The organism is Roseivivax halotolerans, assembly GCF_900115815.1.
In the GTDB taxonomy this organism is placed as follows: Bacteria; Pseudomonadota; Alphaproteobacteria; order Rhodobacterales; family Rhodobacteraceae; genus Roseivivax; species Roseivivax halotolerans.
The window spans coordinates 30,232-54,260 of the sequence record NZ_FOXV01000014.1; the positions used below are offsets into that span (position 1 = coordinate 30,232).

Annotated in this window: 23 protein-coding genes; 21 read left to right on the forward strand and 2 right to left on the reverse strand. The window is 63.6% G+C overall.

Annotated features, from left to right (window positions below; all coding sequences use genetic code 11):
* Nucleotides 1-3: 3 nt before the first annotated feature.
* Genes urtC through urtE form a run of 3 tightly spaced genes read left to right on the forward strand, consistent with a single transcriptional unit; the run spans nucleotide 4 to nucleotide 2,613 of the window.
* Nucleotides 4-1,173, forward strand: a complete 1,170-nt coding sequence (gene urtC, locus BM171_RS15855) for an urea ABC transporter permease subunit UrtC (protein ID WP_093014692.1) — start codon at nucleotides 4-6, stop codon at nucleotides 1,171-1,173.
* On the forward strand, nucleotides 1,170-1,910 hold the full coding sequence (urtD, locus tag BM171_RS15860; RefSeq protein WP_093014695.1) for an urea ABC transporter ATP-binding protein UrtD: 741 nt from the start codon (nucleotides 1,170-1,172) through the stop codon (nucleotides 1,908-1,910). Before urtC ends, urtD begins: the two co-directional genes overlap by 4 nt.
* 1 nt (nucleotide 1,911) lies before the next feature.
* The gene (gene urtE, locus BM171_RS15865) at nucleotides 1,912-2,613 is read left to right on the forward strand and encodes an urea ABC transporter ATP-binding subunit UrtE (protein WP_093014698.1); all 702 of its coding nucleotides are present in this window, start codon (nucleotides 1,912-1,914) and stop codon (nucleotides 2,611-2,613) included.
* Here urtE and BM171_RS15870 read toward each other — a convergent pair.
* Nucleotides 2,610-3,722: a tyrosine-type recombinase/integrase gene (locus tag BM171_RS15870; protein ID WP_093014701.1), complete on the reverse strand. Its 1,113-nt coding sequence runs from the start codon at nucleotides 3,720-3,722 to the stop codon at nucleotides 2,610-2,612. The two genes, urtE and BM171_RS15870, sit on opposite strands and share 4 nt — an antisense overlap.
* Nucleotides 3,709-4,092: a hypothetical protein gene (locus BM171_RS18740; protein ID WP_139218722.1), complete on the reverse strand. Its 384-nt coding sequence runs from the start codon at nucleotides 4,090-4,092 to the stop codon at nucleotides 3,709-3,711. Before BM171_RS18740 ends, BM171_RS15870 begins: the two co-directional genes overlap by 14 nt.
* A 623-nt stretch (nucleotides 4,093-4,715) precedes the next feature.
* Here BM171_RS18740 and BM171_RS19015 point away from each other — a divergent pair.
* From BM171_RS19015 to BM171_RS15960, 18 genes are all read left to right on the forward strand, one after another.
* Nucleotides 4,716-4,856 (forward strand): hypothetical protein, encoded by a 141-nt coding sequence (locus BM171_RS19015; RefSeq protein WP_175497589.1) that lies wholly within the window; start codon nucleotides 4,716-4,718, stop codon nucleotides 4,854-4,856.
* The gene (locus BM171_RS15880) at nucleotides 4,853-6,163 is read left to right on the forward strand and encodes an AAA family ATPase (RefSeq protein WP_093014707.1); all 1,311 of its coding nucleotides are present in this window, start codon (nucleotides 4,853-4,855) and stop codon (nucleotides 6,161-6,163) included. The genes BM171_RS19015 and BM171_RS15880 overlap by 4 nt, the downstream gene beginning before the upstream one ends.
* 410 nt (nucleotides 6,164-6,573) lie before the next feature.
* The gene (locus tag BM171_RS15885; RefSeq protein WP_093014710.1) at nucleotides 6,574-6,909 is read left to right on the forward strand and encodes a hypothetical protein; all 336 of its coding nucleotides are present in this window, start codon (nucleotides 6,574-6,576) and stop codon (nucleotides 6,907-6,909) included.
* The gene (locus BM171_RS15890; RefSeq protein WP_093014713.1) at nucleotides 6,906-9,494 is read left to right on the forward strand and encodes a DUF927 domain-containing protein; all 2,589 of its coding nucleotides are present in this window, start codon (nucleotides 6,906-6,908) and stop codon (nucleotides 9,492-9,494) included. The genes BM171_RS15885 and BM171_RS15890 overlap by 4 nt, the downstream gene beginning before the upstream one ends.
* Before the next feature lie 82 nt (nucleotides 9,495-9,576).
* On the forward strand, nucleotides 9,577-10,077 hold the full coding sequence (locus tag BM171_RS15895; protein WP_093014716.1) for a hypothetical protein: 501 nt from the start codon (nucleotides 9,577-9,579) through the stop codon (nucleotides 10,075-10,077).
* Nucleotides 10,078-10,528: 451 nt separating this feature from the next.
* Entirely contained in the window at nucleotides 10,529-11,635 is a 1,107-nt protein-coding gene (locus BM171_RS15900) for a glycosyltransferase family 4 protein (protein ID WP_093014717.1), read from the forward strand.
* 65 nt (nucleotides 11,636-11,700) lie between these two features.
* Nucleotides 11,701-12,417, forward strand: a complete 717-nt coding sequence (locus tag BM171_RS15905; RefSeq protein WP_245760297.1) for a YdcF family protein — start codon at nucleotides 11,701-11,703, stop codon at nucleotides 12,415-12,417.
* 237 nt (nucleotides 12,418-12,654) lie between these two features.
* On the forward strand, nucleotides 12,655-12,990 hold the full coding sequence (locus BM171_RS15910) for a MarR family EPS-associated transcriptional regulator (RefSeq protein ID WP_245760298.1): 336 nt from the start codon (nucleotides 12,655-12,657) through the stop codon (nucleotides 12,988-12,990).
* Between the two features lie 14 nt (nucleotides 12,991-13,004).
* Complete coding sequence (locus BM171_RS15915; protein WP_093014840.1) at nucleotides 13,005-14,018, forward strand: NAD-dependent epimerase/dehydratase family protein; 1,014 nt, start codon at nucleotides 13,005-13,007, stop codon at nucleotides 14,016-14,018.
* Complete coding sequence (locus tag BM171_RS15920) at nucleotides 14,015-14,743, forward strand: sulfotransferase family 2 domain-containing protein (RefSeq protein ID WP_093014723.1); 729 nt, start codon at nucleotides 14,015-14,017, stop codon at nucleotides 14,741-14,743. Before BM171_RS15915 ends, BM171_RS15920 begins: the two co-directional genes overlap by 4 nt.
* A gap of 42 nt (nucleotides 14,744-14,785) precedes the next feature.
* On the forward strand, nucleotides 14,786-16,066 hold the full coding sequence (gene tviB / locus BM171_RS15925) for a Vi polysaccharide biosynthesis UDP-N-acetylglucosamine C-6 dehydrogenase TviB (RefSeq protein WP_093014726.1): 1,281 nt from the start codon (nucleotides 14,786-14,788) through the stop codon (nucleotides 16,064-16,066).
* Nucleotides 16,067-16,140: 74 nt separating this feature from the next.
* Nucleotides 16,141-17,451 (forward strand): oligosaccharide flippase family protein, encoded by a 1,311-nt coding sequence (locus tag BM171_RS15930; RefSeq protein WP_175497590.1) that lies wholly within the window; start codon nucleotides 16,141-16,143, stop codon nucleotides 17,449-17,451.
* On the forward strand, nucleotides 17,448-18,401 hold the full coding sequence (locus BM171_RS19115) for a sulfotransferase family protein (RefSeq protein ID WP_093014732.1): 954 nt from the start codon (nucleotides 17,448-17,450) through the stop codon (nucleotides 18,399-18,401). The genes BM171_RS15930 and BM171_RS19115 overlap by 4 nt, the downstream gene beginning before the upstream one ends.
* Nucleotides 18,398-19,504, forward strand: a complete 1,107-nt coding sequence (locus BM171_RS15940) for a glycosyltransferase (RefSeq protein ID WP_217646736.1) — start codon at nucleotides 18,398-18,400, stop codon at nucleotides 19,502-19,504. Before BM171_RS19115 ends, BM171_RS15940 begins: the two co-directional genes overlap by 4 nt.
* 70 nt (nucleotides 19,505-19,574) lie before the next feature.
* Nucleotides 19,575-20,792, forward strand: coding sequence for a glycosyltransferase (locus BM171_RS15945; protein WP_093014738.1), 1,218 nt, complete (start codon nucleotides 19,575-19,577; stop codon nucleotides 20,790-20,792).
* On the forward strand, nucleotides 20,789-21,883 hold the full coding sequence (locus tag BM171_RS15950) for a glycosyltransferase (RefSeq protein WP_093014741.1): 1,095 nt from the start codon (nucleotides 20,789-20,791) through the stop codon (nucleotides 21,881-21,883). Before BM171_RS15945 ends, BM171_RS15950 begins: the two co-directional genes overlap by 4 nt.
* Entirely contained in the window at nucleotides 21,867-23,060 is a 1,194-nt protein-coding gene (locus tag BM171_RS15955; protein WP_093014744.1) for a carboxylate--amine ligase, read from the forward strand. Before BM171_RS15950 ends, BM171_RS15955 begins: the two co-directional genes overlap by 17 nt.
* Nucleotides 23,057-24,019 (forward strand): polysaccharide deacetylase family protein, encoded by a 963-nt coding sequence (locus tag BM171_RS15960; RefSeq protein WP_093014747.1) that lies wholly within the window; start codon nucleotides 23,057-23,059, stop codon nucleotides 24,017-24,019. The genes BM171_RS15955 and BM171_RS15960 overlap by 4 nt, the downstream gene beginning before the upstream one ends.
* The last annotated feature ends 10 nt before the right edge of the window (nucleotides 24,020-24,029 follow it).

Here is a 24,029-nt window from a genome sequence, read left to right on the forward strand (position 1 = left end):
GCGATGGGCGAGACAATCTTCACTCGCAACCGCTCCGTTCCGATTTTCATCGGAGCGCTGGCTCTACTGGCCATCGGCGTCACGATCCTGTCGGAAGCCTACGGCACCGGCGCGCTGTCGGTCTCGTTCACCAAGGTTCTGGGCATGACGCTCTGCCTTTGCCTCGCGGCCCTGGCGATGGATCTGGTCTGGGGCTATTGCGGAATCCTGTCGCTCGGACATTTCGCCTTCTTCGGCCTCGGCGGATACGTGATCGGCATGTGGCTGATGACGGCGCGAACCGAAGCAGTGATCCGCGCCAACCTCGAAGGTCGCCCCCTGCCCCCGACCGAAGTCGAGGTCAGCGAGGCAACCGCGCTGCAGATCTTCTCGGTCGTGGGCGCGGAGGATTGGCCTTGGATGTGGGCGGCTTCGGACAACCTCGCCTTGAGCCTTGTCCTCATCCTCCTCGTGCCCGGCGCGCTTGCTTTGGTCTTCGGCTGGCTCGCCTTCCGCAGTCGCGTCACGGGCGTGTATCTCTCGATCCTCACGCAAGCGATGACCCTCGCCCTGTCGCTCTACCTCTTTCAGAACGACACGGGGCTGCGCGGAAATAACGGTCTCTCGGGCCTGCAGAACATCCCCGGCGCCGAAGGCATCGGGCAGGACCGCATCTCGATCTGGTTCTTCTGGGCCTCTGCCCTCGCGCTCGGCCTCGCCTATCTCGGTGCGGCCTGGCTCGTCTCCGGGAAGTTCGGCAACATCGTCAGAGGCGTGCGCGACGACGAACTTCGCGTGCGGTTCCTCGGCTACCCGGTCGAGGTCTACAAACTCGTGATCTTCACGCTCTCGGCCATGATCTGCGGCGTCGCGGGCGCGCTATATTACCCGCAGGCCGGTATCATCAATCCCGACGAGATCGCGCCTATCGCCTCGATTTATCTCGCCGTCTGGGTCGCCATAGGCGGACGCGGTCGGCTATACGGAGCTGTCCTCGGCGCCGCACTTGTGTCGCTTCTATCGACCTATTTCACCAGCGGCCGCGCCCCTGACGTGGAGCTCGGATTCTACCGCATAGAATGGGTCGATTGGTGGCCGGTTCTCCTGGGCCTCGGCTTCGTGCTCGTCACGCTCTTCGCGCCTAAAGGTCTCGCGGGGCTCGTCGATTTCGTCGTGCGAAAGGACCGGACATGAGCACGCTTCTCGAGGTCAACGGCGTTTCCGTCTCCTTCGACGGGTTCCGCGCGATCAACAATCTCAGCTTTGCTATCGGCCTGCCTGAACTTCGCGCCGTGATCGGCCCGAATGGCGCGGGCAAGACCACCTTTATGGACATCGTGACCGGCAAAACGAAGCCCGACGAAGGCATCGTCCGATGGGCCGAAAGCGCGCAATCGCTCCTTTCCATGACCGAGGCGAAGATCGCCCGCGCCGGGATAGGCCGCAAGTTCCAGCGCCCCACGGTCTTCGAAGATCAGACGGTCTGGGACAACCTCCGCGTCGCTTTGAGCAAACCGCGCGGGCCTTTCGCTGCCATGTTTGACCGGGTCACGCCAGAGGACCGCAAGCGGATCGACGAGATCGCAGGCGAGATCGGTTTGTCTGGTCATCTCAGCCGCATGGCCGGCATCCTGAGCCATGGGCAGAAGCAATGGCTCGAGATCGGGATGCTTCTGGCGCAGGATCCGAAGCTCCTTCTCGTAGACGAGCCTGCCGCTGGCATGACCACCGAGGAGCGCAACCATACCGCTGACCTTCTCAAGCGCCTCGCGAAAAGCCACGCGGTCGTGGTGGTCGAACACGACATGGACTTTGTCCGCCGCCTCGATTGCCGCGTGACGGTGCTGCACGAAGGCTCCGTCCTGTCCGAAGGCTCGCTCGACCACGTGATGGCGGATGAGCGCGTGATCGAAGTCTATCTGGGGCGCTGAGATGCTGGAGACGAAAGACCTCACCCTGCACTACGGCGGCAGCCAGATCCTGAACGGCGTCGATCTTGAGGCCCCGAAAGGCGAAGTCACCTGCGTGATGGGCACGAACGGGGTCGGGAAAACTTCGCTGATGAAGGCGATCTCCGGCACGCATTCGCGATCCGGCGGCAACGTTGTGTTCGACGGTGAGCCCCTGCCCGTCCTGCCCGCGCACCGGCTCGCGCAGATGGGAATCGCCTACGTGCCTCAAGGACGGATGATTTTTCCCCTTTTGACCGTGCGCGAGAACCTTGAGACCGGTTTCGCCTGCCTGCCGAAATCCGAACGTGCCGTCCCCGACCGCATCTACCAGCTCTTCCCGGTCCTGAAAGAGATGGAGAACCGCCGTGGCGGAGATCTGTCCGGCGGCCAGCAACAACAACTCGCCATCGGTCGCGCTCTTATTAGCCGCCCGCGCGTACTGCTTATGGACGAGCCCACGGAGGGCATTCAACCGAACATCATCCAGCTCATCGGCAAGGTGATCCGGCAACTCCGGGAAGAAGGCGAAATGGCGATCGTTCTGGTCGAGCAGTATTTCGACTTCGCGTTTGACCTTGCAGACCGGTTCTACGTGCTGAGTCGGGGATCGGTGGTTCTGGCGAAGGAGAAGCGGAACACAGGTCGGGACGAGGTGCAGAAGGCGTTCGATCTGAACAACTAGACAGCCCCAGACCGCGCCGCGACGAGCTTCCGCAAAACCTCGTCTGACACTTCGGGCACGAGCGCCGCGTAGCTCTCGATCACATTTCCCGCGTGGCGAAGCCCCCACCCCATCGTCACCGCGATCTCATTGAGGCTGCACCCGGCACGGAGCAGCGCGGTGGCTGCGGTCCCGCGCAAATCGTAAGGATGCAGCTCATTGCGAATGGGCATGAGCGAAGGGTCGTCCTCGGCCTTAGCGTTGTGGCGCTCTTTCACAACACGAATGATCTGGCTCGCCCGAAGCGCTGTTAGCGGACGCCCGGTAAGAGAGGTGACGATATGCGCCTGACCTTCCGGAACCGTATCAATCAACTCACCCAAAGCCTCCGTGACCGGAATGCTTACCGGGTTCTTAGTCTTGCCACGCTGCAAGAACAGTCGTCGACCGCGCGGTGTGGTCTGGACATGCGTCAAGCGGAGCGCCCCGATATCCTGCGGCGCGAGACCTCCCTCAGAGGCAGCAACAATGACACGCGCTTCTGCGGGGCGCGCGGCCGCGAGGAGCGCCCGCACTTCTTCCGGCTTCCAGATCAGCGACGTTCGCTCCGATTTATAAAGCTTTTTCTGACCGGTGTGATGATGCGTGCGAAGACTGGTGTCGCTCGCGGAGGCCCAGTTAAGGAAGCGTGTCACAACAGTTCCCGCATAGTCATAGCGTTTCGGCGAGTGCGCCCATTTCGTCCGCCACTGCCGAATTTCGCCGACAGATTCGACTTCCTCAAACATCGCGATGGGATCAGGTCCGAATTCGGACTCGAAGTCGTTCAGAAAAGAAATGTAGTCCGTTTGCGTACGCGGCTTCAGCTTCACGAATTCTGCGGAACTACGGTAGCGTTCAAGAACTGCGCGCACAGATTTCGGATCAACCGTGCGGCGCAGTCGAGTCCCTTTCTCTGCCTGCTGATATGCAGACACGTAGCGGGGATCGCCCTCTCCGAACTCCATATCATTTGACCAGAATTTCGGCCCACCCCGGTAGACGTAGTGGTATTCACGACGCGTCCCATCACTAAGGCGTTTCGTAACGCGGTGTACCCCGCGGATATATGTCTTGTTACGTGCGTGCATTTCGGCGAATCCTGCTTTGCTCTGTGAAACTCAGTTCGTGGTCGTTCTTCGGCTCGTTCCGGGAGGTGGGCGAATGATCAATTCCATGCGCGGCGTCGATCCGCGCGCGGACATGTACTGGATCGTAAACGTTCTTTCGGCCGGGTACGGTTTTGATGCCAAGTTGCCGGCACCAAGCGCGAAATCCGCTGGTGACTCCGTCATAACACATCAACTTTGCCAGCTCTTCGCCGGTCAAAAGGCGGAGCTGAACGCCGTTGACATGCGGGAGCCCGGAACGATCGCTGCGCACGTCCTCATACTGTCCGGAGAGGCGCGATGTGCGCTCCGGGAAGTTAGAAAGTGAGGTTTTTGCGTGCGTTTCGTTCATGGTTCCGGCTTGTTTGTTCCGCCCTTTCGGACGGTTCGTCTTCTCGATTTTTGCGAAGACTATGCGCCGGTTTTTGCCCCGCAAGGGCAGCCGGGGGAAATCGCCCCCGGGCCGGCTCTCTCAAGAGCCTGTTATGAAATATTTTTTCCTAAGAACTTCCTGCCGGAACAGGCAGATAGGTCCGATCCTGGCGGTCGCGATGATGCGAATAAATTTTCTCAAAATCATCTCCGAAAGCAGGCATCTGGGTGGGTAGAACTGCGTGAATGGGGCCGGAGAGGCCCGCGATTGGCTGGCCGATCGCGGCGCCCCTTCTATCCATTCAGGTACAGTGTTGATGCGCCATCCGCGTTTCAAGAGCATTCACGATTCCCACTCCCCCACCCTTTGGCTCGTATGTGAGATCTGACTGAATCCGGATTATCTAATTCTGAAAATTTTATTCCCCCGGCGTTGAAACGCCGCGCCCGCGCTGCCAGTTTACATCGCATGAAGATTTTTGCGCCGACCCTGCAGATACTCTGAGACCTCCGCGTCGGCGGAGCGGTCGGGCTGCCGGCAGATGATAATCGCCGCGCCCGATCATGACAGACGCCTTTTCCAGTCTCTGCAGGTCGGATCTCATGCATCGCTATCGCCAACTTACGACGCTGAAGCAGCGTCTCCGCACTCTTTCTTCCGCCTACGGCGTTTATGAAGCCCTGAGCTGGCTCGCCGCCCTGATCTCGAGCACGGCCGCAGCGCTTGCGGAGCTCTTCGCATGAGTGCCCGCGACATGAAGCGCTACGGCACCTACTGGCTGCTTGGATGGCCCGATGATGTGCATCGCTCCTCCGATCTCGCGCAAGTTGACATCGCGCGCCGCGTCCGCCGTGGCTTGGAGCTGACACCGCAAATGCTGCGTCTCGCCTGGCGGCATCGTCGGGACGTGCATCTGCGCGCAAAGCACGAGGCAGCGCAGCGGCTTGCGCTCTATTTTTGCGGAGGCAACTGCGAGACGTATGCGTCGTACCTGTTGACCGCGACACAGCGCTGGTCGTTAGAGAAATGCGTGCTGGCGATGCGCCAAGCGCGTCGGCAAGCGACGAATGCTCATTATGACGGACAACGCTTCGCGCCGACGATCGCGCGCCACCGCGCGATGATCCTCGAGCCCCAAGAAGAAGATGAGTCCCGGACAGCCGAGCTCCTGGCTCGCTGTATCGATACGAGCGTAGACCGCGTGCGCATTCACACCTATCGCTCGCTCGATCGATCTTCCCGCAGCGATGCGAAAGCACGGGACCGTGACGCGCTGCGCACCGCGCTCTGCGAGCCTATAACGCTTGCGGGCCCGAAGGATCGACACAAATGCGATGAGGTCTTTGCACAGCTATATCTTGAAAGCCCGTGGCTTGCCGAAGCACTCACCTACCTCTGGCGTGCCGCGCGCGTTAATGTCGAGAAGTCCGGCACGTTTGTTCTCCCGCCGCTCGTCCTCGCGGGCCCGCCCGGATGTGGCAAGACACACCTTGCAGAGCGCCTCGGCGAAGTCTCAGGCTGCGCACCGCTGCGGCTCGACATGAGCAGCATCACGGCGAGTTTTATTGTGACGGGCGCGGAATACACGTGGGCGAGCGCGAGCGCGGGACGACCGATCGAGCATATCGCGGAGACACAGATCGCGAACCCGATCGTGATCCTCGACGAGATCGACAAGCGCGCGCATGGTGCGAATGGCGGCGATGCAGCCACCGCGCTGTTACCGCTGCTCGAGCGCTCGACCGCGGCCGCGTATCAATCGCCGTACCTCGAAGCGCCCGTGGATCTCAGCCACGTGTCTTGGATCCTCTGCGTCAACGATGTCGCGTGCCTGCCTCGCCCTCTGCGAGACCGGGTCCGTGTCGTGCAGTGCCCGATGCCGGAAGGCGCACATTTGCGCGACCTCGTCGCGCGCATCCTCGGCGAGGATGTCGATCCGGCGATCCTCGAGACAGCAACCGACGCGGTCGCAGGCGGTCGTTCGCTGCGCTGGCTGTCCCGCCTTGCCGATCAGCTCCGCGCGATCGCTGACGCGCCCGTCCTGCACTGACCAGGGCTGCCGCGAATGCGGGGCTTGTGAGGGATCTAGTCCCGCCGTTCCCGGTGTTCCCGGCGCTCCAGCGCAGCAGCCCCCAAAGACACCACCTCTCACAGTTTGTGAAAAAGATTAGGAAAAGCAGCCGCATGGACTGCTTTCTTGAAATTTTGGAGCGGGAACGTGGGAACAGATATTTGGGGTTTGGGGCCGTTTTTAAGGTTATCCACACAAAGCCGGCCTGAACCGAAGGCCGACCCCTTGGCGCTTTCAGATTTTGCGATTCTATTGAGAGGACACGCAGCTGAAAGAGCGGCCGGGTCGCTGACGCCACATCAAACCGACCCGGCCACATGCCTTCTTTTAGCAAACTCTCACAGCCAATCGCCGCAGGCAAGCCTGTCGGCGCACCAAGGAGATTTGCCATGACGCAGTCTTGCGCGTCCACCCTCACCCGGTCCCTTTTGGGGCCTGACATCTTTGGGGCGGTCAATGCTGCCGCCCTGCCCCGCCTCGAGACCCTTTGCCGGACCTGGGCGCCCGGCGGCGTGACGCGCGGTGCGGAATACCTCGCGCTCAACCCTACTCGCAACGACCGCTCGATCGGCTCGTTCTGCGTTAATCTGCGGACGGGACGCTGGGCGGATTTTGCGACCGGTGATGCCGGCGGCGACCCGATCGCGCTTTATGCCTACCTGCATGGGCTCAAGCAGATCGACGCGGCGCGTCGGCTTGCCCTCGAGCTGGGGGTGGCGACATGATCGATACGACCGTCCGTGCCCCGATCCCTCTCATTCATGAGCTCTCGCCTGACGCAACCCGTGTTGTGCCGATGCCGACCGACACCGCGCTGCCCGATCTCTCGCGCGACGCGTCTTGCGTGGCAACCTACACTTACCGTGATGCAACCGGCGGCATTGTCGGGCTTGTGGCGCGCTATGAGCGGAGCGACCCCAAGACGACCAAGGGCATGAGCAAGTTTTATCGTCAGGTCACGCTCTGGCGTGATCCCGAGCGCGGGCTTGTGTTCGCGTGGCGCGGCATGGGCCCCAACCGGCCGCTCTATCGCCTGACCGACCTCCTCGCGCGGCCGGAAGCGTCTGTGATCATCAGCGAGGGCGAGGCCTGCGCTGACGCAGTCGCTGCAGCGTTCTCGCAGAATGTGAGCGTCTCCTGGTCCGGTGGGAGCAACGCTGTCTCCAAGACGGATTGGTCGCCGCTTGCGGGCCGCGATGTCATCCTTGTGCCCGATCATGATGACGCTGGCAAAAAGGCCATCGATGCGATCGAAGATATCCTCCGCAATGCGCGCGGCACTCGGATCCGGAGGCTCGACATCGCACGGATCGGCTCGGCCGTGTCCGGCGATACGCCGCCCGGCTATGATATCGCGGACGCCATCGCGGACGGGCTCGATGGGAGGGCGCTGCGCGCGATGATCGAAGAACAGCGCGACCTCCTGACCGAGGTGGATCTTCCCGCCGAAACGCCGGCCGGCCCGGACGCAGCTGCGGACGAGGCGGCCGCCGACGGGACCAACCCGATCGAGACGTATTTGCAGGATACCTGGCAGACGGGCCTCACCCTGCCCGACGGCTTCTCCATCGACAAGACCGGAATCTACAAGCTCATCATCTCCGCGAAAGGAGAGCTCCAAAAGGAGTTTGCGGGATCGCCGATGCTCGTCGTCGGCCGCACGCGGACCGGCCGGGCCGGCGCGGGCTGGGGCTATCTCGTCGTCGTGATGACGCCGCTTGGCGACTGGGAGATTCTCGTCGTACCTGGACGTCTCCTTGCGGGGGACGGCCGCGAATTCCGCGAGCTTTTGGCCGAACTGGGCTGCGTCTGTCCTCAGAGTCGCGCCGGCCGGCAGGCACTGGCGGAATATGTCGGCCATGCGCAGACCTCGGAGATTGTCGAGGTGGTTACGCAGCCCGGCTGGCACGGCGACAGCTATTGCTTCCCGGACAGGGTCATCCAGCCGTCGGGCTCGACGCGGCGCTTGATCCTCGATCTCGGCGAGATGGATCACAAGATGAGCTGCCACGGCGATCCCGAGGCCTGGCAGCGCCTCGCGGCCCTGGCGGTCGGCAATTCGCGGCTCGCCTTCGCGCTCTCCGTCGCCTTCTCCGGCTATCTGCTCGAGCTGCTCGGCGAAGAAAACGCCGTCATCCACATCTACGGCCTCTCGTCGCGGGGCAAGACGACCATCATTTACGTCGCCGGTAGCGTGGCAGGCGGCGGCGGCCAGAGTGGCAACACGCATACGTGGCACGCTACCACGAATGGCCTCGAAGGGATCGCGGCGCTCCACAACGACAACGTGCTCGTCCTCGACGAGATCAAGCAGGTCGCGCCGGACGAGCTGGGCGACGTGATCTACATGCTCGGCAACGGCAGCGGAAAGGCTCGCGCGGACAAGACTGGCAAAGCGAGGCCCGCGCACGGGTGGCGCGTCCTCGCCCTCTCCTCGGGAGAGGTCAAGATCGGGCAGCACATGGCCTCCGGCAAGCTCGGAGCGCGCGGACGGCTGCTCGGCGGCGTCACCGCCCGCGCGCTCGACGTGCCGATCGAGACGATGCCCGGATCGGGCCGCACCTACGAAAATCTCCATGGGTTCGAGAGCGAAGCCGCTCTTTCGGATCATCTCGCTCGTGAGGCGGCGCGCAGCTACGGTCATGCCGGGCCGGCATTTGTGGAGCACCTGGTGGAAGACCGCGATGCGGCCGTCGCGATCGCAAGGCAAATGGTCGACCGGTTTGTCGCGCAGGTCCGCCGCGAAGATGACGATGCGCAGGTCAGCCGTGTCGCCCGCCGGTTCGGGACGGTTGCTGCGGCCGGGAGCCTCGCGACGAGCTATGGCGTCGTGCCCTGGCAGAGGGACACGGCCTACGAAGCCGCGCTCGCATGTTACGAGGCGTGGCGGCGCGAACGGGGCACGAATGCATCTGAGGACGAGACCGATGCGATTCGCCTCCTGCAGCGGTACTTCGAGAGCCATGGCGGGAGCCGGTTCGAGACGATCAGCTCTCCTCGTGGCAGCACGAAGGCAAGCGAGGACGAGATTCCCACTCGGCTCGAGGATCGCCCGGTCCATGCGCGCTGCGGTTACCGCGCGTTCCTCCCCGGCCCGGACGGCAATGCGCACACCACGTATTACGTCACGCCCGAGGCCTGGCGGACGGAGATCTGTGATGGCCGGGATGCGGAATTCGTCGCACGGGTCGCCCGCAAGTATGGCGCGCTCATCCCTGGCGAGTCAGGCCGGCTGCAGAAGAAGCAGCGTTTGCCGGACTACCCGGGCGGCACCCGCGTCTACGCGATCCAGCCCGACAAGCTGCCCTGAACACCCAAACCGGCGGGCCGGATCATCCGGCCCGCCGGTACACCTGCCGCATTCGCGGCGTTATCATCTGAAAGGAAACACGATGTACTGCATCATTGCCGCGCGGCACGCGCTCCCGAACCTCGCCACCAACCCTGCCGACGAGTATGACCGCGCCGTCGTCATCCCGGTGACGGAAGGCCCGACCGAGAACACCCCGTCTATTGGCGAATGCCTGTACACCCTGGATGGCTACGAGTTCGTTCTGCTCGGGTGCTTCCCTGACGTTGATGAGGCTTGTTTGGAGATGGACGCCGCATTCTCCGCTTGCTCGACGCGCATCGCGCCGGATGATTGGTTCATGCCGGTTTTGCCTGCCACCCGGATCCTTGCGGCACGCCGCGCACTGCCCCTGACCGAGCTGAGCCACCGGGACACCGCCGTTTACACGCGGAGCGCCGCTGAAAACCTTCACCTTGCTCCCCTGTCCGATGCCGAGCTCGAACAGGTCGCCAGCCACGTCCACGCCGTGGCAGAGCATGATGGCTTGAGCCTCCACCTCGGGGCCACGATGGAGACGCTGGAGGACTTGCGGCGGCTGTAGTTTGAGGCACCGCGATCACGAATGTGCCGGCCCGGCGCTCTACGGGCCGGCAATTGCGCTGTTCTTCGGCTTTAATCTAGCTGCACCTAGGGCCTCGCGGTGAGATCGACCCTGATGGTGACGGCCGCGACGCTTTGAGGGCATGGCTCACCGCTTTGTCTAGGGACCGAACCGGACAATCAGCGATCCGCGCTGCCTCAACGCCTAGTCATATGCCCGCAAGTCGGTGGTCTGGCAGGTCGGCTTCGGCGTTCCGCTCATTCTGCTTAGCCCGCCTTTTGGGTTCGCGAGATGCATTTTTTCTGGAAAGAGCAACAACAACGATGCATGCGGAAAAACTGGCCTCCCGGCCGGCAGATAGATAAGGCTGGCCGCGCAACCATCAGCAGAACAATCAACGCGAGTTTCCATGGCCCCACAGTCGAGCGCCGAAGCACAGCCTCTTCACGTCATGCTGACCGTGAATGCTGCCTGGAACATCTGGAACTTCCGACAGCCGATTCTCAAGGCGCTGCTCTCTAAGGGCCATCGCGTCACCGTGCTGGCGCCGGCGGATGACAGTGTGCCAAAGCTCCAGGAGATGGGCTGCAGGGTCCTGCCGCTGGAGATGTCGGCTAAGGGGCTGAACCCGCTCGAAGGGCTGCGCTTGCGCCGCACCTGTGTTCGCGCCTTCCGGCAGGAGCGTCCCGACATCGTGTTCAGCTACACGATCAAGAACAACCTGTTCGGTGCCATGGCGGCGCGGACATGCAGTTTGCCCTTCCTGCCTAATGTCACCGGGCTGGGCACAGCGTTCCTCTCTGGAGGGGCGCTCCAGCGGGTGGCGGAGGGCCTCTATCGCCATGCCTTCCGGTCGCTGCCGACGGTCTTCTTTCAGAACGAGGATGACAGGGCGCTGTTCCTTTCCCGCCGGCTGGTGCGCGAAGAGCAGACAGAGGTGCTGCCTGGCTCCGGCATCGACCTTGAGCGTTTCGCCGCCGCGCCTTTCCCCGAGGGGCCGGAGACGCGCTTCTTGATGGTCGCCCGGCTGCTGCGCGACAAAGGCGTGCGCGAATACGTTGAGGCGGCGCGGATGCTCAAGGCCGAGGGCGCGCAGGCGCGCTTTCAGATCCTCGGCGCGACCGATTCCGAGAACCGCACCGCCATCTCCCGCGAGGAGCTGGCGGAGTGGGAAGCAGAGGGCGTGATCGAACACCTCGGCACCGCGCCGGACGTGCGCCCCCACATCGCCTCGGCTCATTGCATCGTGCTACCGTCCTACCGCGAGGGCGCGCCGCGCACGCTGATCGAGGCGGCGGCCATGGCGCGCCCCCTGATCGCGACGGATGTGCCCGGTTGCAAGTCGGTGGTCGACCATGCAGCGAACGGCCTTCTTTGCAAGGTGCGCAGCGGAGCGAGCCTGGCCGACGCATTCCGTCGCTTTCTGGCGATGGACACAGGCGAACGGCGCGAGATGGGCCAAACGGGCCGGGCCAAGATGGCCGCCGAATACGACGAGGGGCTGATCGTGGCCGCCTACGAGCGCGCTATGGTGCAGATGATCGGCCGCGGAGTCTGATAGACACGGGCTTCTTTATCCTGTCGAAGCTGGCCGGCGCGCTGCTGCGGCCCGACACCTGGATCGTGATCGCCTTCGCGGTCATCCTACTGTCCCTCGCCACGAACAGGCGCCAGCTCGGCCTGTGGGTCTCGGGGCTGGCCTTCACCGGGGTGTTGCTGCTGGCTGTACTGCCCCTTGGCGATCTCTTGCTGCGCCCGATCGAGACACGCCACGCAGCAGAGCCGCGGCTGGATGACGTGCAGGGCATCATCCTACTCGGTGGCGGCGAGGATGCGCGGGCCAGTGCCTTCTGGGGCCAGTTGCAGCGCAACGAGGGCGGCGAGCGCTATACGGCAGCATTGGCCCTTGCACGGTTGTATCCAGAGGCCCGGCTGCTCTTCACCGGTGGCAGCGGCGCGCTGCGCGATGCTGGCGGCACCGATGTAACCGAGGCTGCGATGGCCGAATGGTTCTTCCTGCGCCAGGGCCTCGCGGCGGAGCGCATGCTGTTCGAGAGCCGCTCGCGCAACACAGCCGAGAACGCCCGCCTCGGCCTAGCCCTCGCGGAACCTGCCCCCGGCGAAAGCTGGGTGCTCGTCACCAGGGCCTTTCACATGCCGCGCGCCATGCGCAGCTTCGAGCAGGCAGGCTGGGCCGGGCTTGTCGCCTGGCCGGTCGATTATCGCACCGGCAACTTCAGAGATCGCATCGGCTGGAACCTGACACGCAACCTCGATGTGCTCGCCATCGCCGTGCGGGAGCGCGTCGGGCAGATCGCCTACGGGATGACAGGCCGATAGGTTGACCAAGCCCTTCGCGGATCGTCTCGCGCACGAGCTGCAGAAAACAGGCTGACAATGGGTCAAATTTCTTGCAATGCGGCAACGCAGCATTTACCGTTCAAAATTGAACGATATGTCTCTGACCTGTCATAACTTGAAATCGCGCTCTGCAGGAGATGGCCCGGCCAGCTCTTGTGCGGTAGCCGTTCCCTGCCCTGCCTCGGTGACGCTCGCATGACAGATCGACGTGAATTCATGAAGGAAGACATGCGGTTCCGCATCCTCAAAATACTCGATAACAGCCCCGAGATGAGCCAGCGCGACCTTGCCCGCGCGGTCGGCATCAGCCTCGGAAGCGTAAATTTTCAGCTTAAGGCGTTGGTCGACAAGGGTTTGGTCAAATTAGGCAATTTCTCGGCTAATCCCGACAAACGCCGGTACTCATACATTCTGACCCCGCGCGGAATTGCCACCAAGACCTCCCTCACCCGCCGGTTTCTTGCGAGGAAGCGGGCGGAATACGAGGCGCTGCGGGCGGAGATCGAGGCGCTTCAAAGCGAAGTCGACGGCGAGCCCACCCCATCAGAATGAGCACCCAGACCGACATGCGAAAAGTCCTCATCACCGGCACCGCCGGCTTCATCGGCTTCCACCTGGCGAAGCTTCTTCTGGCCGAGGGCTTTCGCGTTAAGGGCTACGACGGGATGACCGATTACTACGATGTCACCCTCAAGCAGCGCCGGCATTCCATGCTGCTGCAGAACCCGAATTTCTCGGCCAAGGAGGGTATGCTGGAAGATCAGGCAAGCTTCGATGCGTTGGCAGACGAGTTCCAGCCCGATGTGATCGTCCACCTCGCCGCCCAGGCCGGGGTGCGCTACAGCCTAGAAAATCCGCGCGCCTATATCGACGCCAATGTCATTGGCACCTTCAACGTGATGGAAGCCGCCCGCCGGCTTGATGTGAAGCACTTGCTGATGGCTTCTACCTCCTCAGTCTATGGCGCCAACGAGGAGATGCCCTTCACCGAGACCGAGAAGGCCGACACGCAGCTGACCATCTATGCCGCGACCAAGAAGGCGAACGAGTCGATGGGCCATTCCTACGCGCACCTGTGGGACCTGCCGACGACGATGTTCCGCTTCTTCACGGTCTACGGCACGTGGGGGCGGCCAGACCTGGCGCTCTACAAGTTCGTCGATGCGATCCTCGATGATCGGCCGATCAACATCTACAACCAAGGCGACATGTATCGCGATTTCACCTATGTCGACGACCTGGTGCGCGGCATCCGCCTGCTGATCGACGCGGTGCCCGAGCGGCCCGCCACGCGCGACGACATTCCCAAGTGGGACTCGCTATCACCGGCCGCGCCATTCCGGGTCGTAAACATAGGCAACTCCGAAAAGGTCCGCCTGCTTGACTTTGTGGACGCCATCGAAGAGGCGCTCGGGAAGAAAGCGGTACGCAATTACATGGAGATGCAAATGGGCGACGTGCCGGCCACCTGGGCCGATGCGACTTTGCTGCAGGAATTGACCAGCTACCGGCCTCGGACTGATTACAAAGACGGAATTGCGAAGTTCGTGGCGTGGTTTCGGGAGTATTACGGTAAATGAGTGGGTTGAGCGGCTCGGAGCGACTGCGACTGCGGCTCAAGCAGCTCGAGCATTTGCGAGCACTGCGCAAGGCCAATGCCTTTTACGTTAGACGCTTCCTGCCGAACCCGTTCGAACAGGTTCTTAGTCCAGCCGGCATGGCGAACCGCGAGTTTATCTTCATCCACGTGCCCAAGACAGCCGGGACGTCGATTACAAAGGCTTTCGAGAAGAAAGCGCTCCACATTCCGCTGGCGCGCTACTACGCGGTCGACCCGGAAAGGGCCGATGCGACCCTCAAGGTGGCCGTTTGCCGTGATCCGGCCGAGCGTCTCCACTCGGCCTTCAACTACCATCATTCGTCGATTGGCGTGAACGCTTCGGCAGACGTCCGTTGGGCCGAGGAGACGCTTGGGCAGTATGCGGGGTTCAAAGAGTTTCTCGAGGACCTCCAAGACGCAAAGCGGCGGCGCAAGTTTATGATGTGGCCGCACTACAGACCCCAAATCGACTGGCTTGTGAGCGAGCCCGGCGGACCGGTCTCGATCGATCTTCTGGGTAGGTTCGAGGAGCTTCCCGATTTCCTGTCAACCTTGTCACACAATGTCGGCCAACCGATTTCAATCGGCCACGACCGCAAGCCGCGCATGGAACGGAAAAGCTTGCAGCTCGATGCGGGTCAGAAAGCGCTGATTGCCGACATGTACGGGGCAGACTACGAGTACTTCGGATACCGGGCCTACTGAGAGACTGTGGGTCATCACGCCTGAACACCAAGAGATAGCAGAATGCCAGAGACCTCATCCCAGTCGCCGATCGCGGTTATCGGCCTCGGCTATGTCGGGCTGCCCCTTGCGGTAGAGTTCGGCAAGATCCGCCCCACCGTGGGGTTCGACATCAACCAGGCGCGGATCGCCGAGCTGAAAAACGGCCACGACCGCACGCGAGAGACCTCGGCCGAGGAGCTGGCGTCCGCCACGCAACTCTCCTTCGCCGCCGACATCTCCGACATCGCCGATTGCACGATCTACATCGTCACCGTCCCCACCCCGATCGACTCGCACAAGCGGCCCGATCTGACGCCGCTCATCAAGGCCTCCGAAACCGTCGGCAGCGTCCTGAAGAAGGGCGACATCGTGATTTACGAGAGCACGGTCTACCCCGGCGCCACCGAGGAGGATTGCGTGCCCGTGCTCGAGCGCGTCTCTGGCCTGACGTTCAACGAGGATTTCTTCTGCGGCTACAGCCCCGAGCGCATCAACCCGGGCGACAAGGAGCACCGGCTGCCGAACATCAAGAAGGTGACCTCCGGCTCCACGCCCGAGATCGCCGAGACGGTCGATGCGCTCTACGCCGAGATCATCACCGCGGGCACCTACAAGGCCGCGAGCATCAAGGTGGCCGAGGCCGCCAAGGTGATCGAGAACACCCAGCGGGATCTGAACATTGCGCTGGTGAACGAGCTGGCGATCATCTTCAACAAGATGGATATCGACACCGAGGCTGTGCTCGAGGCGGCGGGGACGAAGTGGAACTTCCTGCACTTCCGGCCGGGGCTCGTCGGCGGGCACTGCATTGGCGTAGACCCATATTACTTGACCCACAAGGCCGAGGCGATGGGCTACCACCCTCAGGTGATCTTGGCGGGGCGACGGATCAACGACGGGATGGGGGCTTATGTCGCAGGGCAGATGGTCAAGGCGATGATCCGTAAGAGCATCACCATTAGGAGCGCACGCGTTCTGGTCATGGGGCTGACCTTCAAGGAAAACTGCCCTGACCTGCGCAACACCCGCGTTGTCGATGTTGTGTCCGAACTGCAAGACTACGGCATCACGGTGGATGTTTACGACCCGTGGGTCGATGCCGACGAGGCGATGCACGAATACGGAATTAGGCTCTGCGAAAATCCGGAGGAGGCGACATATGACGGGGTGATCCTTGCAGTCGCCCATAAGGCGTTTCGCGACAGTGGAATTGCCTTTTTGCGCAGCCTCGCGCGTAGTGCGTCCGTCTTTTGTGATTTGAAAAGCGTGTATCCCCGTAACGAGAGCGACCTAAGGCTGTGAAGTCGATGGCAGGTGATCCGCCAGTGGATGGTCGCCCTGGTCGCGGACCGAAAAATGGGCTAAGGGCGCAGTTGATGCGGGGCGGTATCGCGGGCCTTGCGGTCCGCTCGGGATCGATCATTGCCGGCTTGATCGCATCGGTCACGCTTGCGCGGCTTCTAGGGCCTGAGACTTACGGGGTTTACGCCTTCGTCTTTTCCCTGATCACGTTGATTGGACTGCCGGTCAAGATGGGGTTGCCCACCTTGATCCTGCGCGAGACCGCCCGGGCGGACCAGGCTGATGATGGCGCCCTGATGCGGGGTATCTGGCGCTGGTCGGATCGTGCCATGGCGCTGATGGCCGCGGTGGTGCTGGGTTTGACCGGCCTCTATCTCTGGTTAATTTCGGGTATCGAAACGCCGCACATGGCGGCATTGCTCTGGGCCTTGCCACTGGTGCCGTTGATCGGCTGGGCCCAGGCCCGCAGCGCGGCGATCCGCGGGCTGCGACGTGTGGCGCTTGGCGCCGCTCCTGATAAGGTCGTCCGCCCGTTGCTGCTCGCCGCCGCAGTCGTCCTGGCGGCCTGGACCCTGAGCGCGCCGCTCAGCGCGGCGCAAGTCTTCGCGATCCATGCAGGGGTCGCGGCCATCGCCCTGCTGTTCGCGAGCGTGATCCTGAAACGGGTCGCGCCGCGCCACGTGGCGGCCGAGACGCCCCGCACCCAACCGAGGGCATGGATCGCGGCGATCCTACCTTTAGCGGCCATCGCCGGTCTTCAGGAGATCAGCCACAACACTGATATACTCATGTTAGGCGCGCTGGCATCGGACGCTGATGTCGGCCTTTACCGCGTCGCGCTCTCGGGGGCGAACATCGCGCTCTTCGGCCTGACGACGGCCAATCTCGTGCTGCAGCCCTACTTCGCGCGCGCCTGGGGCGCCGGGGACCATCGCGCGCTGCAGCGGCTGGCCACCGTTGGAGCGCGGATTTCTGTGCTCTCGACGCTGCCGATCCTCGGGCTGTTCTGGTTTGGAGGCATCTGGCTTCTGGGGCTTATCTTCGGCGATGCGTATGCAGGTGCGTTCTGGGCCTTGATCCTGCTGTGCATCGGGCAAAGCTTCAGCGCCTTTTTCGGCTCGGTCGGCAGTCTTCTGACGATGTCCGGCCGGGAATGGGTCGCCCTAAGCGGGCTCGGGGTTTCGACTTTGGTCAATGTCGGGCTGAACTGGCTCCTCATCCCGATATACGGCATCGAAGGCGCCGCCTTTGCCACCGGGCTCTCGATGATTGCGTGGAATGTCGGACTTTGGGGAGCGACCTGGATCCTGCTCCGCATCGACAGCTCTGCGCTTGGTCTGCGGCGCACACCGCCTGCATCCCTTGGACCGAGGGCGGGCTCATGACGGTAAACGACACATCGACGGCACGGCAGAGCGAAAGCGCGACGCTGGTGCCGGGCGGATCGCCGGCGCCCAACCTCTATATTCTTGGCGCACCGAAATGTGGCACGACGGCGTTGGCACAGTGGCTGGGCGAGCATCGCATGATTCATGCGCCCACAGTCAAGGAGCCGCATCATTTCTCGAGCGAGTATTGCCTGACCCCCGATCGCGACGCGTATGGGCGCAACTACCGCAACTGGTCCGACGAGACCTGGGCAATTGATGCCTCGGTCTGGCAGTTGTATTCGCCAAACGCTGTTCCCAACATCCTGCGCGAGCGCGCTGATGCCCGCTTTGTCGTGATGCTGCGGAATCCGATGCAGATGATCCCGTCTATGCACCGGCAACAGATCTACAACGGCAATGAACTTGAGCCAGATCTTCGCAAGGCGCTGGCGCTGAGCGACAGCCGGCGCGCGGGCGAGGGAGCGCGGGTTCTGCCAGGCTACCCGCCCGATCATCTTGCCTATTACCATTCCTGCGCCCTTGGATGGCAGATCGCGCGCTTCATGGCGACCGTCGATGAACGTCAGCGGCATATCATTCTCTATGACGACTTCGCGGCATCGCCGGATCGCGTGCTCAGACAGGTCTATGACTTCATCGGGCTGGAGCCAACGATGCCGTCCGGGTTTGAGCGCGTGAACGCAGCGAAGGTTCGCCGTCTTCCGGAGCTCGACCGGTTCGTCAAATCGGTCGGGCAATGGAAACACCGTCAGGGAATCTCGGTCCGGTTCGGTTTCCTGTCTTGGTTGCGCAAGGTCAACCGTGCGGAAAAGGCCGTCGATCCGCTCGATTTCGACATCCGGGCTTCGATCCGGGCGAGGCTGGCGGACGACGTCACGCAACTTGGCGATTGCCTCGGAAGAGACCTGTCGCACTGGCTCGACGCGCCCGGCGGACCGACGTGACTGTGCCCGGGCAGCGCATATCCATCCTTTTGCCCGACCTTCGGGGCGGGGGAGCCGAGCGGATCAGTATCGTGCTCGCCCACGAATTTGCCCGCGCAGGGCATCAGGTCGAGTTTGTTCTGCGGCAAGCGAGGGGCGAGTTGCTCGACGAAGCGCGGCAGAGCTTTTCGGTCGTGGACCTCGACACCGCGCGCGTGCGCAGTGTTCTGCGAAAGCTCGTCACCTATCTCAGACAGCGGCAGCCCGACGTCCTGCTCGCCGCCATGTGGCCCTTGACCTGCATCGCGCCGGTCGCCTCGCGTCTGGCCGGGCTGCGCTGCAAGGTGCTGGTGTCCGAGCACGGTATCCTCTCCGCGCAGTACAAGGACTGGGGCGCGGCGCATAGGATTGCGCTGAGGGCGACCACCGGTCTTGGCTACCGCCTTGCCCATCGCCGCATCGGTGTGTCTGACGGGGTGGCGCGGGATATGGCCGGACTTTCGTCGATGGCGCCGGACCGGTTCGACACGATCTACAATCCCGTGCCCCCGCGCGCCGAGCCTTCCGAAGCGGCGATCGCCGCGGCCGAGGCGCTTTGGAATGCCCCTCCGGGCCAGCGGCTGGTGACAGTCGGCACGATGAAGGCGGTCAAAAACCATCCGCTTCTGCTGAGGGCCTTCGCGCAGCTGCCGCGGCCCGGGGCGCGCTTGATGTTCGTGGGCGACGGCAGCGAGCGCGACGCGCTGGTGTCGCTCGCGCAAGAGCTCGGCGTGGCCGACAGGGTGATCTTCGCCGGGTTTCACCCCGACCCCAGCCCGTTCTACCGGACCGCCGATCTCTTCGCGTTGTCCTCGAACTACGAGGGATTCGGCAACGTCATCGTCGAAGCACTGTCCTGCGGGACCCCCGTAGTTTCAACCGATTGCCCGTCTGGGCCGAACGAAATCCTTGAGGGAGGCCGCTACGGTCGGCTGGTCCCGGTCGGTGATGAACAGGCACTGGCACAGGCGATGTCAGACGCACTCGCCGCACCTGTCGACCGCGACGCCTTGATACAAAGAGCCGCGGATTTCGCGCCGGCAATTGCAGCCCAGGGATATCTCGCATTATTGGACCTGACATGATCCAATCCTCTTACGCTGCCCTGTCGTGCAGGGGCGCACCAGATGCAGCGCCCTTCGATGCCGAGGCCCCATGACCCAAAGCGTTCTCTACATTTCCTATACCGGGCTGATGGACCCCCTGGGTCAAAGCCAGGTGCTGCAATATGTTCTTGCGCTCGGGCGTTGGGGCCATCGCATGACGGTGCTGAGTTTCGAGAAGCCCGACGCGCTGAACGACCGGGATCGGGTGGCGGCGATGCGCGCCCTGTGCGACGCGGCCGGCGTCGACTGGCGACCGCGTGTCTGGCACAACAAGCCCGTCGGGATCCTGGCCACGCTGTACGATCTGGCCGCAGGCCGACGGCAGGCCATCCGCATCGCCCGCGAGGTGGGCGCCGAGGTCGTGCATTGCCGCAGCTACATCGCCAGCCTCATGGGCCTCGCGGTCAAGCGCGCGACGGGGGCGAAGTTTGTCTTCGACATGCGCGGCTTCTGGCCCGACGAACGCGTCGACGGCAGCATCTGGTCGAAATCGGGCGCGCCCTACCGCGTCTTCAAGCGCGTCGAACGCAGCCTTTTTCTGAATGCCGATCACGTCGTGTCGCTGACCAAGGCGGGTGTGCGGGAATACGAGGCGTTTGACTATCTGAAGGGCAGGGCGCCGAATTCCACGGTGATCCCCACCTGCACCAACCTGGAAATGTTCAGGCCAGAGGACACCCCGCGCGAGGGGTTCACGCTGGGCTATGTTGGCTCTGTCGGAAGCTGGTACCTCTTTGACGAGGTCGCAAAAGCGGTCGCGCGGGCCTTTGTCCTACGCTCCGATGCACGCTTTCTGGTGGTGACCAAGGGCAACCACGATCTGGTGCGCAAGGCGCTGGACGCGGCCGGCGCCGATCCCGCGCGGGTCGAGATGCGCAGCGCGGACTTCTCGGAGGTGGCCCACCAGATCGGCCGGATGGATGCCGGCCTCTTTTTCATCCGCCCGGCTTGGTCGAAACGGGCGTCCTGTCCGACCCGCATGGGCGAATTCCTTGCCTGCGGCAAGCCTTGCCTTGCGAATGGCGGTGTCGGCGACGTGGCCGAGGATATCCGCGAAACCGGCACGGGGATCGCGCTGCCGCCGATTGGCACCGAAACGGTCGACCTGACCGATCTTGACGCGGCGCTGCACCGCCTTTTCGCCATGGCCGAGGATCCCGGGATGGCGGCCCGCTCCCGCGCCGTGGCAGAAGAGCGCTTCTCGCTCGAGACGGGGGTGGCGGCCTATTCCGGGATCTACGCCCGCCTCGCCGGAGCCGCGGCATGACGCGCGTGCTGTTTCTGACCCGCTACCCGGTGGAAGGCGCCTCAAGCCGCTATCGCGTGCTCCAGTACCTGCCGCACCTGAAGGCGCAGGGCGTGCAGGCGGATGTCCAGAGCTTCATGGACACGCCCATGTACCGCCTGTCGCTTGCCCCGGGCCGGACCGGGAACAAGATCGCGGCGACGCTGAAGGCCACCGTCAGGCGCCTGTGGGCGCTGCGCCGCTGGCGGGACTACGATGCGCTTTACCTGCAGCGCGAATTGCTGCCCTTCGGCCCGCCGCTGATCGAGGCGGCGCTGAAGAAACGCGGCGCGGTGCTGTTCTTCGACTATGACGACGCGCTCTTCATCAAGAAGGCGTCGCGCTACAACCGGATCGCCACCGCGCTGCGCTCTGCCGATAAGACGCGCGACCTCTTTCGTCTGGTGCATTGCGTGGTCGCCGGAAACAACTGGCTGCGCGATGCCGCCCGCGAGGCCGGCGCCGCACGGGCCGTCACGCTCGAGGTGGCCGAGGACACGGGCCGTATCCCGATGCACGCTCCGCACGACAACGACACGCCGGTGACCATCGGCTGGCTGGGCTCGCCCTCGACCGTCAAGTACCTGCGCTTCATCGAACCGGTCCTGCAGCGGGTGGCGCAACGCTATCCGCAGGTCCGCTGGGAAATCATGGGCGGCAACGATTTCCGGATGGACGGGGTCGACTGGCAGCTCAGCGACTGGTCGCTCGACGGCGAGGTGGCGGCGCTTGGCCGGTTCGACATCGGGCTGATGCCGCTGCCGGCCGAGGATTGGGCAAAGGGCAAATCCGGCGGCAAGGCGCGCACCTACATGGCCGCGGGCATCGTTCCGGTCGTGTCGGCCATCGGATACAACACCGAACTGATCCACCATGGCGAAACCGGGTTTCTGTGCGAAACGCCCGAGGACTGGGAAACACACCTGGTGCGGGCCATCGAGGATGCGGATCTGCGCCAGCGTGTCGCCCTGGCGGCGCGGGCAGAGGTCGAGGACCGGTTCGATCCCGCCCTGATCGCGGCAAACATGGCAGCCTTGCTGAGGGATGTGGTGGACGATGTCGAAAAGCGCTGACGTCATCGTGCTGGGCCTGTCTCCGACGGGCCTTTACGCCGTACGCGAGGCGGCGCGGGCCGGGTATTCCGTGCTGGGCGTCGGCGCGCCCGGGGCGCCGGGGCTGTGGTCGCGGTACCTGTCGGATCGCATCGCCGCGGACACGGCCGAGGCCCGCGTGACCGCCATCCTGGACCGCGTTTCCGTTGGTGGCCCGAAGCCCGTGCTGATCGTCACGTCCGACCAGGATCTAGAGGCGGTCGTCGAAAGGGCAGAGGCGTTGTCCGGGCATGTCCATCTGCAAGGATCCTACACCGATGGCCTTGCCGGGCGGATCATGGACAAGGACAGTTTCTACCGGCTCTGCGACGCGCAGGGCGTCGCCTACCCGTCGCTCTGGCCGGCCCCCGTCACGGACGCGGCGGCGTATCGCGACCGCATCGCCTATCCCGCGATGATCAAGCCGGCCCGAATCCAAAGCGTGAAGCACCTGATGGCCGGGCAGAAGGGCTGGATCGTGCGCAGCGCGGCCGAGTTCGACGCCGTGCTGCCCCGGATCCCGCACGAGGCCGGCACGCTTCTGATGCAGGAAATCGTTCCCGGCCCCGAAAGCGACATCACCCTCTGGTGCGGCTACCTGGACCGGGACGGGCAGGTGCGCCAACGCTTTACCGCACGCAAGCTGCGCCAGTACCCCGCCGGCTTCGGGTCGGCCTCGCTGGTGCAGAGCGAACCCTGTCCCGAGACCGCCGAGATCGCCGAAGGACTGCTTTCGGCGCTTGGCTACCGGGGCATCGCGGCGGCCGAGTTCAAGCGTCATCCGGAAACCGGGGCGTTGAAGATCATCGAGGTGAACCCGCGCCCCTCGCTGTGGTTTTCGGTCTCGACCAGGGCGGGCGTGCCGCTGATCGAGACCGCCATCGCCGAGGCGCGTGGCGCGGCCCTGCCAGCGGCCGCCGCGCAGAAGAACGGCGTGCTCTGGCGCTACACCACCAAGGATCTCACCTCGCGGCTGTTTTACGCCCTGAACCGGGATTTCGTGCTGCCCGCCCCGGACACGGCGCGCAAGGCGCCGGTTACGGGCCGGGCGGATGTCACCGGCGCCTGGGACGATCCCGCGCCCGGTTTCGGAGAGCTGGCCACCTTCGCCGGCAAGCTGGCCGGACGCGTCACCGCCCGGGTCAGGGGCCGATCATGACCGGTTCGTTCGTCATCTCGCTGGATTTCGAGCTCATGTGGGGCGTGCGCGACCACCGGTCGGTGCAGGACTACGGCGACGCGGTGCTGGGCGGGCGCGAGGCCATCCCGCACATGCTGGCCCGCTTCGAGGCGGCTGGCGTAAGGGCGACTTGGGCCACTGTCGGGCTCCTGTTCGCGCGAAACCGTGATGAAATGCTGTCATTCGCGCCCAGAGACCGCCCGGCCTATGAAGACCCTGGCCTCTCCCCTTATGCGGATATCGAGAACCGCCTGATCGGAGAAAACGAACAAGCCGACCCGATGCATTTCGGTGCATCCCTGATCGACCGGATCGCAGAGACGCCCGGACAGGAACTCGCGACGCATACCTACAGCCACTACTACTGCTTGGAACCCGGCGCGGATGCGGACTCGTTCGAGGCAGACCTAGCCGCGGCCGCGGCGATCGCGGGACACTCAGGGCACAAGCTTCAGAGCATCGTCTACCCGCGCAACCAGATGTCCGAGGCGTTTATCGAACGGGGCGCAGGACAGGGAATTACCGCGTATCGGGGTGATGCCCGGGGCTGGCTCTACCGGCCCCGAGCCGACGCGGAGACGACCAGGCTTTTTCGGCTGGCGCGTTTCATTGACGGTGCCTTGCCACTTGGCCCCAAGCAAGTCGTGCAGCCCGACCACGACGGCCAGGCATGGAACGTACCGGCGTCACGCTTCTTCAGACCGTGGTCGAAGAAACTGGCTTTCTACCATGCTTTGCATATCCGCCGGATTGAAACCGAAATGGAGTTGGCCGCGCGGCAAGGAAGGTGTTATCACTTGTGGTGGCACCCCCACAACTTCGGCCGCAACACGACAGAGAACTTTGTCGGGCTCGACCGTGTGATCGAGTGCTTTAGAAGATGCAGCGACGAATTCGGCATGGTGAGCAGAACCATGCATGATTTCACCGTTTCGTAGTCGAACACAG